13 protein-coding genes and 1 pseudogene are annotated in these 13,762 nt (G+C 62.5%); 5 read left to right on the top strand and 9 right to left on the bottom strand.

Annotation, left to right across the window (positions count from 1 at the left end; translation table 11 throughout):
* The first annotated feature begins 34 nt into the window (after positions 1 to 34).
* From urtB to HB778_RS32870, 5 genes are all read left to right on the top strand, one after another.
* On the top strand, positions 35 to 1,651 hold the full coding sequence (gene urtB / locus HB778_RS32890; protein ID WP_183459928.1) for an urea ABC transporter permease subunit UrtB: 1,617 nt from the start codon (positions 35 to 37) through the stop codon (positions 1,649 to 1,651).
* A complete protein-coding gene (gene urtC, locus HB778_RS32885; RefSeq protein WP_183459926.1) occupies positions 1,648 to 2,883 on the top strand; it encodes an urea ABC transporter permease subunit UrtC in 1,236 nt (411 codons plus the stop codon). Before urtB ends, urtC begins: the two co-directional genes overlap by 4 nt.
* A 4-nt stretch (positions 2,884 to 2,887) precedes the next feature.
* Complete coding sequence (urtD, locus tag HB778_RS32880; protein WP_095200084.1) at positions 2,888 to 3,634, top strand: urea ABC transporter ATP-binding protein UrtD; 747 nt, start codon at positions 2,888 to 2,890, stop codon at positions 3,632 to 3,634.
* A 69-nt stretch (positions 3,635 to 3,703) separates the two neighbouring features.
* Positions 3,704 to 4,399 carry an urea ABC transporter ATP-binding subunit UrtE gene (gene urtE / locus HB778_RS32875; protein WP_013895283.1) on the top strand — a complete coding sequence of 232 codons (696 nt, stop codon included), beginning with the start codon at positions 3,704 to 3,706 and terminating at the stop codon, positions 4,397 to 4,399.
* Between the two features lie 265 nt (positions 4,400 to 4,664).
* Positions 4,665 to 4,841, top strand: a complete 177-nt coding sequence (locus HB778_RS32870; protein WP_019858306.1) for a hypothetical protein — start codon at positions 4,665 to 4,667, stop codon at positions 4,839 to 4,841.
* A 49-nt stretch (positions 4,842 to 4,890) separates the two neighbouring features.
* Here the strand turns inward: HB778_RS32870 and HB778_RS32865 are convergent, their stop codons facing one another.
* From HB778_RS32865 to HB778_RS32825, 9 genes and pseudogenes are all read right to left on the bottom strand, one after another.
* Complete coding sequence (locus HB778_RS32865; RefSeq protein WP_183459924.1) at positions 4,891 to 6,039, bottom strand: GGDEF domain-containing protein; 1,149 nt, start codon at positions 6,037 to 6,039, stop codon at positions 4,891 to 4,893.
* A 169-nt stretch (positions 6,040 to 6,208) separates the two neighbouring features.
* Positions 6,209 to 7,015, bottom strand: coding sequence for a DUF72 domain-containing protein (locus tag HB778_RS32860; RefSeq protein ID WP_183459922.1), 807 nt, complete (start codon positions 7,013 to 7,015; stop codon positions 6,209 to 6,211).
* 55 nt (positions 7,016 to 7,070) lie between these two features.
* Positions 7,071 to 7,685, bottom strand: coding sequence for a hypothetical protein (locus tag HB778_RS32855; protein WP_183459920.1), 615 nt, complete (start codon positions 7,683 to 7,685; stop codon positions 7,071 to 7,073).
* The gene (locus HB778_RS32850) at positions 7,686 to 8,138 is read right to left on the bottom strand and encodes a GNAT family N-acetyltransferase (protein ID WP_183459918.1); all 453 of its coding nucleotides are present in this window, start codon (positions 8,136 to 8,138) and stop codon (positions 7,686 to 7,688) included.
* Between the two features lie 37 nt (positions 8,139 to 8,175).
* Positions 8,176 to 11,097: an excinuclease ABC subunit UvrA gene (uvrA, locus tag HB778_RS32845; RefSeq protein WP_183459916.1), complete on the bottom strand. Its 2,922-nt coding sequence runs from the start codon at positions 11,095 to 11,097 to the stop codon at positions 8,176 to 8,178.
* A 701-nt stretch (positions 11,098 to 11,798) separates the two neighbouring features.
* Positions 11,799 to 12,098, bottom strand: coding sequence for a hypothetical protein (locus tag HB778_RS32840; RefSeq protein ID WP_183459914.1), 300 nt, complete (start codon positions 12,096 to 12,098; stop codon positions 11,799 to 11,801).
* A gap of 88 nt (positions 12,099 to 12,186) precedes the next feature.
* Positions 12,187 to 12,792, bottom strand: coding sequence for an ATP-dependent Clp protease proteolytic subunit (locus HB778_RS32835; protein ID WP_183459912.1), 606 nt, complete (start codon positions 12,790 to 12,792; stop codon positions 12,187 to 12,189).
* A gap of 22 nt (positions 12,793 to 12,814) precedes the next feature.
* Positions 12,815 to 13,309 carry an SRPBCC family protein gene (locus tag HB778_RS32830; protein WP_183459910.1) on the bottom strand — a complete coding sequence of 165 codons (495 nt, stop codon included), beginning with the start codon at positions 13,307 to 13,309 and terminating at the stop codon, positions 12,815 to 12,817.
* Positions 13,306 to 13,619, bottom strand: a pseudogene (locus HB778_RS32825) (ArsR/SmtB family transcription factor). Before HB778_RS32825 ends, HB778_RS32830 begins: the two are co-directional and overlap by 4 nt.
* Positions 13,620 to 13,762 lie beyond the last annotated feature (143 nt).

Below are 13,762 nucleotides of genomic sequence, written 5' to 3'. Positions count from 1 at the left end.
GCCCAATTCAACCTTCAAGGGTCGCCTAAAGCCCATGAGTCTGCTCCGCGCGATTGGCCTGATGCTGTTGTTCCTGCTGGCGACGCTGTCGTCTTCGGGCGCTGCGGAAGCCGATCTGCGTGCCATTATCGCCAAATTCGCTACGGTAACGGACTTCTCCGAGACGGGCGCCGTCGTTCAAGAGTTGACGGCCACAGGGGATCCCGCTGTCGAGCGGCCGCTTGCTGCATTGGCTGACGGCAATCTTTACGTTCGCATGGCCGACTCGATGGTGTTCGTCGGCAAGGAAGGCGACGACAGCGTCCAGCTTTTCGACACGCTGAGCGGCGAAGCAGCGGGCGAGGCCTCCGTGGACGACATAAGCAAGATCACTGTCAACAACACGCTGCGTCGCGCCATCCGTGATGCATTGGGCACGTTGACCCTTGGTTCCAAGGATCCGACCGTCCGCATCGCCGCAGCCGACACTATGTTCAAGACACCGGACGCAGCCAATATCGAGCCGCTCGACGCAGCGATCGCCAGTGAAAGCGTGGCGAGCGTCAAGGCTTTGCTGGAGCAGGCGCGTGCGGCGTCCATACTGGTTTCAGACAAGCCCGATGCAGACAAGTTGGCGGCCGTCGCGCTGATCGGCGCGCGCGGCGACCGTGACGCGGTTTCGCTGCTCACCTCTGTCGAGGCCAACGCCTCGGGCGCGGTCAAGGAAGCCGCGACCGCCGCGATCGCCAACATCAATTCGACATTGGCGCTTTGGGATGCCGGCCAGAACATCTGGTACGGCATTTCGCTGGGCTCGGTGCTGCTGCTGGCCGCGATCGGGCTCGCCATCACCTTCGGCGTCATGGGCGTCATCAACATGGCGCATGGCGAGATGGTGATGCTCGGCGCCTACACCACCTTCGTCGTTCAGCAGGTGATCCGCACATCCTTCCCCGGCCTGTTCGACTGGTCGCTGGTGATCGCGCTGCCGCTTGCCTTTCTGGTCGCGGCACTCGTCGGTCTGGCCATCGAGCGTGGCGTCATCCGTTTCCTCTATGGTCGGCCACTGGAAACCCTGCTGGCGACCTGGGGCGTGTCGCTGATCCTGCAGCAGGCGGTGCGCTCGATCTTCGGGCCGACCAACCAGGAGGTCGGCAACCCCTCCTGGATGTCAGGGTCGTTCAACGTTGGTCAGCTCGCCATCACCTGGAACCGTCTGTGGATCCTGGTTTTCGCGCTCACGGTCTTCGGCGTGTTGCTCTACGTGATGAAGCGCACGCCCTGGGGCTTGCAGATGCGCGCCGTCACCGCCAACCGCCGCATGGCCGCCTCGATGGGCATCAGGACGCCCTGGGTTGACGCGCTGACCTTCGCGCTCGGATCCGGCATTGCCGGCATTGCCGGTGTCGCACTCAGCCAGATCGACAATGTCTCGCCCAATCTCGGCCGCGGCTACATCATTGACAGCTTCATGGTCGTCGTCTTCGGCGGCGTCGGCAATCTGTGGGGCACGCTGGTCGGCGCTTTCTCGCTCGGCATCGTCAACAAATTCCTCGAGCCCTACGCCGGCGCTGTGCTCGGCAAGATCGTCGTGCTGGTGCTGATCATCCTGTTCATCCAGAAGCGCCCGCGCGGCCTGTTCGCGCTCAAGGGCAGGGCGGTGGAAGCATGATCACGGGACGCTTCTTCGCCGCCGGCGCGGACCGCCGCATCGCCATCACCATCTTCATCCTGCTGGCGGTGGCCATCATCGTGCCGCTGCTCAATCTGGCGGTATCTCCGACCAGCGCTTTCTACGTCCCGGCCTATATCGTCGCGCTGACCGGCAAGTATCTCTGCTATGCGCTGCTGGCGCTTTCGCTGGACCTGGTGTGGGGTTATTGCGGCATCCTCTCGCTCGGCCACGGCGCCTTCTTCGCGCTTGGCGGCTATGCGATGGGCATGTACCTGATGCGCCAGATCGGCTCGCGCGGCGTCTATGGCAACCCGATCCTGCCTGACTTCATGGTGTTCCTGAATTACAAGGAATTGCCGTGGTTCTGGTACGGCTTCGACCATTTCTGGTTTGCCGCGCTGATGGTGCTGGCGGTACCCGGCCTGCTTGCTTTCGTCTTCGGCTGGTTCGCCTTCCGCAGCCGCGTCACCGGCGTCTATCTTTCGATCATCACCCAGGCGATGACCTATGCGCTGCTGCTCGCCTTCTTCCGCAACGACATGGGTTTCGGCGGCAATAACGGCCTGACAGATTTCAAGGATATTCTGGGCTTCAACGTGCAGGCCGACGCCACGCGATCGGCATTGTTCGCGGCGAGCGCGGTGATGCTGGCGTTCGCCGTGTTCATCACCTGGGCGATCGTCGGCTCCAAATACGGCAAGCTCTTGATGGCCGTGCGCGACGCCGAGAGCCGCACACGCTTCCTCGGCTGGCGGGCGGAGAACGTAAAACTGTTCGCCTTCACTGTCTCGGCCGTCATGGCCGGCATTGCCGGCGCGCTCTACGTGCCGCAGGTCGGCATCATCAATCCCGGCGAATTCGAGCCGTCCAATTCGATCGAGGTGGTGATCTGGGCGGCCGTGGGCGGGCGCGGCACCATCGTCGGGCCGATCATCGGCGCGCTGCTGGTCAATGCCGGCAAATCCTGGTTCACCGGCGTGCTGCCGGAACTCTGGCTGTTTGCGCTGGGCGGCCTGTTCGTCGCCGTCACGCTGCTCTTGCCGAAGGGCATCATCGGCATGTGGGACAGCTGGCGCGGCAATGCTAAGGCGTTGCGCGCGGTCTCCGCCGCTGAAGAGGCCGACACCAAGGTTGCAGTGGCGTCCGCGACCTCGAAGCCCGCTCGCTCGCCGGCGAGAAATCCAGGCGAATGGGCCTGGTCCGACCCTGAACCGCAGGCGGCGGAGTAGGACCATGAGCAAGTCGAACACCATCCTCTATCTCGACGGCGTCTCGGTCTCCTTCGACGGCTTTCGCGCCATCAACAATCTGTCGCTGGTGCTCGACAAGGGCGAGATGCGCGCCATCATCGGCCCCAACGGCGCCGGCAAGACGACGATGATGGACATCGTCACCGGCAAGACGCGGCCCGACGAGGGCGAAGTGTTCTTCGACGGCCAGGTGGATCTCACCAGGCATGACGAGGCCGAGATCGCCATGATGGGCATCGGCCGCAAATTCCAGAAGCCGACGGTCTTCGAAAGCCACACGATCGAGGAAAACCTGATGCTGGCGCTGAAGGGGCCGCGCTCGATCTTTCCGGCGCTGTTTCACCGCCGCTCGGCGGCCGAGGCGCGGCAGATCGATGACATTCTCGGCATCATCCGGCTGGGCGACAAGCGCCATGAGCTGGCCGCCAATCTCAGCCACGGCCAGAAACAGTGGCTGGAGATCGGCATGCTGCTGGCGCAGGACCCGAAACTGCTTTTGGTCGATGAGCCCGTCGCCGGCATGACCGATGCCGAGACCGAGGAGACCGCGCGGCTGCTCAAGGACATTGCGCGCGACCATTCGGTCATCGTGGTCGAGCACGACATGCATTTCGTGCGCGAGCTCGGCGTCAAGGTCACCTGCCTGCACGAGGGTTCGGTGCTGTCGGAAGGCACGCTCGATTTCGTCTCGGCCGACGAGCGCGTCGTCGAAGTTTATCTCGGGAGATGAGCATGGTCTGGCGGGTGCAATTCCATCGCTTCGATTTGTCGTTTCTCCGCTTCTGGAAGAGGCGCTGAGATGCTCGAAGTTTCCAACGCCACGCTCCATTACGGCGCCGCCCAGGCGCTGCGCGGCGTTTCGCTGAAGGCCGGCGCCGGCAAGATCACTTGCGTGCTCGGCCGCAACGGCGTCGGCAAGACCAGTTTAATGAGATCGATCGTCGGCCACCACCGGCTGACGAGCGGAAGCGTTGCCTTCGAGGGGAAGGCGCTCGACCGGAGCGCGGCGTATGACCGCGCCCGGTCGGGCATCGCATTCGTACCGCAGGGCAGGGAGATCTTTCCCCTGCTCACGGTGCGCGAAAACCTGGAATCCGGCTTTGCGCCGTTGAAGCGTGCCGACCGCAATGTGCCGGCGCATGTCTTCGAGTTGTTTCCGGTGCTGAAGCAGATGCTCGGCCGCCGTGGCGGCGACCTTTCCGGCGGTCAGCAGCAGCAACTGGCGATCGGCCGGGCGCTGGTGATGCGGCCGAAGCTGTTGGTGCTCGACGAGCCGACCGAAGGCATCCAGCCATCGATCATCAAGGATATCGGCCGTGCCATCCGTTACCTGCGCGACCAGGCCGGCATTGCGGTGCTGCTGGTCGAACAATATCTCGACTTCTGCCGCGAACTCGCCGACGAGGTCAACATCATGGACCGCGGTCAGATCGTCCATACTGGCCCGGCGGAAGATTTAGACCGGGCTGATGTACGGAAGTTTCTTACCGTCTAGAATCGGTGCCGAACTTCGGCTGACGATCCAAAGTCCTGGCAAGTCCAATATTTCTTCCATCCATCGATCTGCATCTCTGGCGCGCCAGAGGCTGCATGCTAATCTTTTGTTGGCTTTGTGAGTCGGCCGCTTCCGTATCAGTCTGGTTATCGCAGATCGAGGGCGCGGCGAAGGCCGGGCAAGTTCCACGCAAGCAAGGCTTCCTAGCTTCCCTCCTGCGATCTGTCGTTCAAACGCGTTTGGGCACACAGGCTAAGGGACAGCCATGGAACGTTTCGTCGAGGACTATCAGAAGCGGCGGCTTACCGAACGGGTCGATATCATCGCCGCCATCAACATTTTGCGGTCACAGGGCTGCGAATACGACGACCTGATCGAGGAGATTACCAAGGTCTTCTACGTCGACCTCGATACCTTCAATGAGATCGTCATGGCGGCATAGAGCAGCTTTCGCCTATCCAGCAAATCGCCGGCCCGGCATTGATACGCGGTCAGCTCGCGCGCCGGAAGGGTGAGGCGGTGACGCGATTGCGGCCGCCGCGCTTGGCGTCGTAGAGCGCCTTGTCGGCGGCGCTGAGCACCTTGTCGAAGCTGAGGCCTTCCTTGCTGCCAAACGCAAAACCGGCACTGACCGTGCACCTCAGGGATCCCGTCTCGGTTTCTATCAGGCGCGTCGCGAAGGCGGTGCGGATGCGCTCTGCTGCTTCCTCGACCGTCTCCGGCAGCGTGCGCTTCAACACCAGTGCGAATTCCTCGCCGCCCATGCGCGCGGCAACGTCGGTCTGGCGAAGATTGCCGGCGAGTTCCCCGGCAAACACCTTCAACACCTCGTCGCCTGCCGCGTGGCCGAATTCGTCGTTGATGGCTTTGAAATTGTCGAGGTCGAAGACAACCACAGCGGTGAAGGCGCCGACCGGGACGCGGCCATGTATGTCGAACAGTGCGCGCCGGTTGAGCAGACCTGTCAAGGGATCGGTCAGCGCATTGCGGCGGTGGTGCCGGGCCAGACGTCCCTGGTTGAGGGCAAGCGACAGGGCGCCAATACCCGTCATGCTGGCAATAACCACGATGAGGCTCAGTTCCTCCGCCCAGTTGCTCGGCGCATGGCCGAGGACCAGCTTGCCGTCCCATGCCAGCACCGCCGCGCACAGCATGAAGGAAACGGCGGTGGCCGAGTAGAGTGTGGTGATGCCGATCGTCAGCGCAGGGGCCTCATCGCGGCCCCTCCAATATTCAAACGCCGTCGCGAACAGCAGCAAGGCGGCGAACAGGTTCTCGAACATGAAGCCGAGGCCGTCATAGCCGAGCGCCATTGCAGGCAGCGCCACCGCCAGCGAGGCGCAGCCCCACAGCGCCCGCGGCAGCGGCGAGCCGCCGGTTCTGAACTGGTAGGCCGCACCCAGCATGGTCGAGAAACCGAGCAGCAGCAGCACAAGGGTGGCGATGCCGAGCAGGCGCCCGGGCATGTCGATATAGGCGTCATAGACGAAGATATCGCCGACCACGAACACCAGGCTGATCGCCCATGTCAGCAGGAATTTTTCCGTGCGGGCGGTCAGCCACATGCCGAACAATGTCAGGCTCAGGCAAGCGGCGGAGAAACCAACAGCCAGCAGAAGTGAAGTGTAGTCGAGCGACATTCCCCTCTTTCCCTGCCGGCGGCGGCTTCCAGCTCTGCGGCTTGGCGTCGCCGCATTCATGCAGCAAGGAAGTGTCGATAAGGTTACGATCGCGGCGAAGATGCCGCGAATAGGCGCTTTGCCACGCGCAAAACGCGTTGATGCGCTTGCGGATACCGACTGATGCTCGTCAGCCGGCTACGCGCTTCATCAGCGCCATCGCCCCGAACGGTGCGCGCACCTTGCCCTCGGTGATGAAGTAGACGAACACGTCGCGCGGTTGCACCGGCGCGTCGGTGGCGGGATCGGCGCGCCGCAAATCGGGCGGCTGCTTGCCTTCCGCCCAGGTCTTTACCCGCGCCGCCCATTCATCGAGCCCCTTCGGCGTATAGCAGTCGGGATTGTCGTCCGAGCCGGTCTGCAGCCGTGCGTAGACGAAGTCACCGGTGACGTCGGCGATATCGGGATATTTCGCGTGGTCGGCATAGACGATCGCCGCCTTGTATTTGCGGGCAAGTGCCGCGAATTCCGGCATGATGAAACTGTCGTTGCGCACTTCGAGCGCGTGGCGCAATGCGACCCCATCCTGCCTTTCCGGCAGCAGTTTCAAAAAGGCTTCGAAATCGTCCGGATCGAACTTTTTGGTCGGCGCGAACTGCCACAGGATCGGGCCGAGCTTGTCGCCGAGCGCGGCAACGCCGGAGCCGAGGAAGCGCATCATCGATTCACCGGCTTCGCCCAGCACGCGCCGGTTGGTGACGAAGCGGTTGCCCTTCAGCGAATAGACGAAACCGTCCGGCGCTTCGCTTGCCCATTTGACGAAGGTCGGCTCCTTGAAGCTGGAATAGTAGGTGCCATTGACTTCGATGCTCGGCACCTGCCGGCTGGCATATTGCAGCTGTTTGGCCTTGGACAGTTTGTCCGGATAGAAGGACGTGTCCCAGGGCTCGAAGGTCCAACCGCCCATGCCGGAGCGGATTGTTCCCGATTTGCTCATCGACTTCTCCTCCAATGTGTTTTGCCGCTATGGGCGTGGCAACGGGCAATTTCGGTCAAGTGGGCGGTGACCAATCCGGGGAAAAGATTGTCGGCGTTCCCGAGGGGTAAAGGTCCTTGCGCGGCCGCATGACGCGAAACTGATTTCCGTCCTCGACGATATCGTAGAGAGCCTTGATCGGCTGATAGCGTGCGCGGCGATAGTCGTGCAACATCACGATCGTCCCTGCATGGCAAAGCAGCGTCGCCATGAACGCGCATTCCATGCGGCGCCGGCCGTCGATGAAGATAAAATCGAATTTGCGCTTCAGGCACAGCGGCCAGGTCGAATAATTGAGTTCTGGATCGCGGTCGCCAAACTTGGGACCCTGGAGGTCCAGGCAGATTGGATGGAAACCGCTCCACTGCGGCAGCTGCGGCAGGAGTTGATCGAGGAAAGGCTGGCTGTCGTCGATCGAAAAGAGGTTGTCGATGGCCAGTCTGTCCCTCAGCCCAAGGATCGCCAGCGTCGTGTGGCCCATGCCCCATTCCAGATAGGCGCGCGTGCCAGGCTTCACATGCTGCAGCAGGATGCGCTGGAATTCGGACAAATAGTCGGCGCCGTAAGCATGCGACGAGCGGACCACGCCATCCAGGGTCAGTTTGTTTTCCCAGGAGCTTCCGGCCTGCATTCACGTCGCCTTCGCCATGTCGACGAGCACCCATCCTGGCCGGTAGGGATTGGGCCGGCGACCCGTTTCGCGATAGCCGTAGGCGAGATAGAGCGCGATGTTCCGTTCCATTTTCGCATTGGTGTAGAGCCGTATCTCCGGCAGACCCCACAAGCGCGTCTGTTGATCCGCGTGATTGAGCAGCTTTATGCCAAAACCCTTACCCTGGAAGGCGGGCGACACCGCGACGGAGAAGATCATCGCATGATCCTCATGCCGTTCCAGTGTCAGCACTCCGGCAAGTTCGCCGCCGTCCTCCAGCAGCCAGACCTCGCCGCGCGCGATGCGCGGCGCGTAGTCTTCAGCCACCGGAATCGGCGGCGCGTCGAGTATGGCGTTGTAAGGCGAATAGGCAGCCGTGGTCAGCGAGACGACAGCCTGGAGGTCACCGACCACCGCTTTTCTAATGGTCATTCAAAGCCCTCCGGCGGACGCCAAGCGGGTCCGACCATCACTCCGCCGCTTCGCGCTTGCCTCCGGGGCGCCGCTCCAGCAGCTCCTTGAGGAACTGGCCGGTGTAGCTGCGCTTCTCGCGCACGATGGCTTCCGGCGTGCCCTGGGCAACCAGTTCGCCGCCGCCATCACCGCCTTCGGGGCCGAGGTCGAGCACCCAGTCGGCGGTCTTGATCACCTCGAGATTGTGCTCGATGACCACCACCGTGTTGCCCTGGTCGACCAGTTCGTGCAGCACTTCCAAGAGCTTGGCGACGTCGTGGAAATGCAGGCCGGTGGTCGGCTCGTCGAGGATGTAGAGCGTCTTGCCGGTCGCCTTGCGCGACAGTTCCTTGGCCAGCTTGATGCGCTGCGCTTCGCCGCCGGACAGCGTCGTTGCCTGCTGGCCGATGTGGATGTAGCCGAGGCCTACCTGCTTCAGCGTGTCGAGTTTGTCGCGCACGCCGGGCACGGCGGCGAAGAAATCGACGCCTTCCTCGACTGTCATGTCGAGCACGTCGGCGATCGACTTGCCCTTGAACTGCACGTCGAGCGTCTCCCTGTTGTAGCGCTTTCCGTGGCAGACGTCGCAGGTGACGTAGACATCGGGCAGGAAGTGCATCTCGATCTTGATGACACCGTCGCCCTGGCAGGCCTCGCAGCGGCCACCCTTGACGTTGAACGAGAAGCGTCCCGGCTGATAGCCGCGCGCCTTGGCCTCGGGCAGGCCGGCGAACCAATCACGGATCGGCGTGAAGGCGCCGGTATAGGTGGCGGGGTTGCTGCGCGGGGTCCGTCCAATGGGCGACTGGTCGATGTCGATGACCTTGTCGAGGAATTCGAGGCCCTCGATGCGGTCATGCTCGGCCGGATGCTCGCGCGACCCCATGATGCGGCGCGACGCTGCCTTGAACAGCGTCTCGATGAGGAAGGTCGACTTGCCGCCGCCCGACACGCCGGTGACGGCGGTGAAGGTGCCGAGCGGGATTTCGGCGGTGACGTTCTTCAGATTGTTGCCGCGTGCGCCGACGATCTTCAGGCGGCGATTCTTTTTCGCCTCACGCCGCACGCCGGGTGTCGCCACTTCAAGCGCGCCCGACAGATATTTGCCGGTGATCGAATTGGGGTTGGCCATCACCTGCTGCGGCGTGCCCTGGGCGATGATCTCGCCGCCATGGATGCCGGCGGCCGGACCCATGTCGACGACATAGTCGGCATGCAGGATGGCGTCCTCGTCATGTTCGACGACGATCACCGTGTTGCCAATGTCGCGCAGGTGTTTCAGCGTATCGAGCAGCCGCGCATTGTCGCGCTGGTGCAGGCCGATCGACGGCTCGTCCAGCACATAAAGCACGCCGGTGAGACCTGAGCCGATCTGTGACGCCAGCCGGATGCGCTGGCTTTCGCCGCCTGATAGCGTGCCGGAATTGCGCGACAGCGTCAGATAGTCGAGACCGACATCGTTGAGGAAGCGCAGGCGCTCGCGGATTTCCTTGAGCACGCGCACCGCGATCTCGTTCTGCTGGTCGTTGAGATGTGGCGGCAGGTCAGTGAACCACTGGTCGGCCTTGCGGATCGAAAGTTCGGTGACTTCGCCGATGTGCTTGCCGCCGATCTTCACCGCCAGCGCTTCTGGTTTCAGCCGGTAGCCTTTGCAGACCGGGCAGGGCGTGGCCGACATGAAGCGCTCGATCTCCTCGCGCATCCAGGCGGATTCGGTTTCCTTCCAGCGCCGCTCGAGATTGGGGATGACGCCTTCGAAAGTCTTGGTCGTCTTGTAGGAGCGCAGCCCGTCATCATACTGGAAAGTGACTTCGCGCTCGCCGGTGCCGCGCAGGATCGCGTCCTGGGCTTCGGTGCTCAAATCCTTGAACTTGTCGCCGAGCTTGAAGTTGTAGGCCTTGCCCAATGCCTCGAGCGTCTGCACGTAATAGGGCGAGGTCGACTTCGCCCACGGGCTGACGGCGCCGTCGCGCAGCGACACGTTCTCGTCCGGCACGACGAGGTTGGGATCGATGGCGCGCTGGCTGCCGAGACCGTCGCAGGTCGGGCAGGCGCCGAATGGGTTGTTGAACGAGAACAGCCGCGGCTCGATCTCGGGAATGGTGAAGCCGGACACCGGGCAGGCGAATTTTTCGGAGAACAGGATGCGCTCATGCGTCTCGTTCTTCGACTTGTTGACCGAATCCTCGCCGGTCTGGCTGGAATCGAGCGGCTTGTCGGCGAACTCGGCCACCGCCAGCCCCTCGGCGAGCTTCAGCGCCGTCTCGATGGAGTCGGCGAGACGCGTGGCCAGATCGCCGCGCACGACGATGCGGTCGACGACGACATCGATGTCGTGCTTGTATTTTTTATCGAGCGCCGGAACGTCTGCGATCTCATAGAAGACGCCGTCGACCTTGACGCGCTGGAAACCTTTTTTCTGCAGCTCCAGCAGTTCCTTGCGGTACTCGCCCTTGCGGCCGCGCACGATCGGCGCCAGCAGGAACAGGCGCGTGCCTTCCTCGAGCGCCAGCACCCGGTCGACCATCTGGCTGACCGTCTGGCTCTCGATCGGCAGGCCGGTGGCCGGCGAATAGGGCACGCCGACACGGGCGAACAGCAGGCGCATATAGTCGTAGATCTCGGTGACGGTGCCGACCGTCGAACGCGGGTTCTTCGAGGTGGTCTTCTGCTCGATGGAAATGGCAGGCGACAGGCCGTCGATCTGGTCGACGTCAGGCTTCTGCATCATTTCGAGGAATTGCCGCGCATAGGCCGACAGGCTCTCGACATAGCGACGCTGGCCTTCGGCGTAGATGGTGTCGAAGGCGAGCGAGGATTTGCCTGAACCGGACAGGCCGGTCATGACGATCAGGCTGTCACGCGGCAGGTCGAGATCGACATTCTTCAGATTGTGTTCGCGCGCCCCGCGAATGGAAAGGAATTTATGGTCGGCCATTGCCGGTCGCCGCCTCAGATCTGGAATTCGTGGGATAGGCGGGATTTTCCCGGCCATCCCCTATGTAGGTGTTTTTGCCGCCACGTCGAGAGACGCCACAATTCCCGACAGAAGTCGTTTAACCGCCTTTCGCGCGAAGGGGCAAGCGGAAAGAACAAAGGCCGAACACGCTCCTGACAAAGCTGTGCAAAAAGCTGACCTGGACGTAACCTCCCGGCGATCACATTTTTCCGTAACCGGCTATTGAAGGTTGACGCGGCTGGTTCAGGGGAGCAGTCTCGGACAGTCAGCGAAGCCGGCCGTCTTTCGATGGCCTCGCCGCCCCAAGGCGGCCTGCGAGACGCCGCAGGCATTTGCGATTTGCGCTTCGCGACGACAATGTCGCAACGGACACAGGAGTGGAGCATGACGCCACCGGACAGTCCCCCAGGGCTCCACGTCTCGTTGGAGCCGCGGCAGGCATAAGTGCCAGGGTTTAGCGTTTGCGCCACCCGACAAACCGTGACTTGCCGTATCCCCCAAAATTAGAGACTGCTAGTCGGATCGTCGGCTGACGCCGCGAAGCATCCGAAATCAAACGCCGGCAGTACACTCCCGGCAAAATATGGATTTTAGATCCAGAAAAGCCCCGTCCGTTTGCCCTAGGGTACGGCGGGGCTATTCTTTGGGGAAATGGCTGAACTGGCCCAAGCGGAGGCTGCTCACCTCGGGGGCTTAAACCCGCCCGTGGCCATATCGACCGTGATGCTGCCGGAAATCCTGACATCCGTATCGCCGATCTTGAACGTGCCGTTGCCATTGCTGGGGAATGCGTCGTCGGGTTCCGGCTGGGGAGCAGGCTTGGCGATGCGATAATCGCTGTTCACGCCAGGCAGGGCGCCTTTCGGCGTCTGCGCTGAATTGTCGTCGGCAAGTGCCATGCCGCTCACAAGGCTGGCGAAACTGAGCACCGCGGCAGCGATGACGCGATGCGACGTCCTGGGCGAATGAGTGTCGGTCATCCCGGGATTATAGGGACGAGCCGCCCCCGGAACCAGACCGGCATCGTCAAATCTTCGACAGTGACCAGATTCCAATCCCACCCAGGCTTCATGCCGCCTTTTTGCGCGTGTCGAAGACGTGGTCGACGATGCCCCAGGCCTGGGCCTCGCGGGCGGTCATGAAATGGTCGCGGTCGAGCGTGCGTTCGACCTCCTCATAGCTGCGGCCGCAATGCTGCGCATAGAGTTCGGCCATATGGCGTTTGGTCTTGCCGATCCGCTCGGCATGGCGCTGGATATCGGAAGCTTGGCCCTGGAAGCCGCCGAGCGGCTGATGCAGCAGGATGGTGGCGTTTGGCAGCGCGATGCGGCGGCCCGCCGTGCCGGCCATCAACAGGAACGACCCCATCGAAGCGGCAAAACCCATGCACACGGTCGATACCGGGCAGCTGATATATTGCATCGTGTCGTAGATGGCGAAGCCGCTGGTCACCACGCCGCCGGGCGAGTTGATGTAGAGCGAGATCTCCTTGTCGGGATTGTCCGACTCCAGCGACAGGAGCTGCGCGCAGACCAGCGCCGAGACGTCGTCGTTGATCTCGCCATTGATGAAGATGATGCGCTCGCGCAGCAGCCGCGAGAAAATGTCGAAGGCGCGTTCGCCGCGGCTCGATTGCTCGATCACCATCGGCACCAGACTGGCAAGACCGCTCATTTTTCGTCTCCGATTTCCGTGTTCAGGCTGCGCGCAGCAGAAGGCGCGGTGTGTTGGCGGCAATGGGCTTTCCGGCCCCACGCAATCCCAGCGAAAGCCGGCAGCCGGTACCCGCCATGGCGACCGCAGGCATCGCTTTCCCAGCAAAACCGTCATGGACGATGCGCAGATGCGTGCCGCCGGAAACGGTGCGGGCGAGTGTGAAGGTGACGGTACTGTCGAGCGGACCCTGCCGCGTCGCATCGCGTGGCTGCTCGCGCCAGGAATAGCGCAGCAGGCGTTCGGGCTCGGCGTCGAGGATTTCGCACTCGATCGCTGCGTCCGTCCCGGCGAAGGCAAAACGCTTGCCGATTTCCGGCGTGATGTCGTTTGGCATCATCCAGGCCGCGAGCAGTTCCGGCACGGTCAGCGCCCGCCACACCTTTTCCAGCGGTTCGGCAAGGTCGTATTCGAACTCAAGCGCATCCGGAGCGGCTTCGCCCTGGGTCTTGGCGTTCATCGATCGCAAATCTTTCATTGATCCATGTCCTTCAAAACCGTCTTCAGCCTTTCGATGCGCTCCGGCCAGAAGGTCCGGTAGCGTTCGATCCAGGAGAGCAGGGGGCAAGCCCCTGCGGATCGGCGCGGTAATAGGCGTTGCGGCCGACCCGCCGCTCGACCACGAGGCCGGCGCCGCGCAGCACCGCAAGATGCTGCGACACCGCCGGTTGCGATACGGTCAGGCCGCTGCGCAATTCCGATACGCTCATCTCAGCTGCGGCGAGACGCTCGAAGACGGCGCGGCGGGTCGGGTCGGCAAGGGCGCGGAAAATCTCTGCTTCGATCATGGCGAAAGCATAAGTCGATACTTATTGATTTGGCAAGAGCTGTTTTGAAACCCATATGATGGGCTCGGGCATTGCTGCCATTCCTTGACAATCGGCGGCAGTGCATATAGGAACGAAAAGGGAACAAAAACGTTGTGGGAAAA

The organism is Mesorhizobium huakuii, assembly GCF_014189455.1.
Lineage (GTDB): Bacteria > Pseudomonadota > Alphaproteobacteria > Rhizobiales > Rhizobiaceae > Mesorhizobium > Mesorhizobium huakuii_A.
The sequence above is the reverse complement of the archived record's forward strand: the minus strand, read 5'-3'. Positions and strand labels throughout refer to the sequence as shown.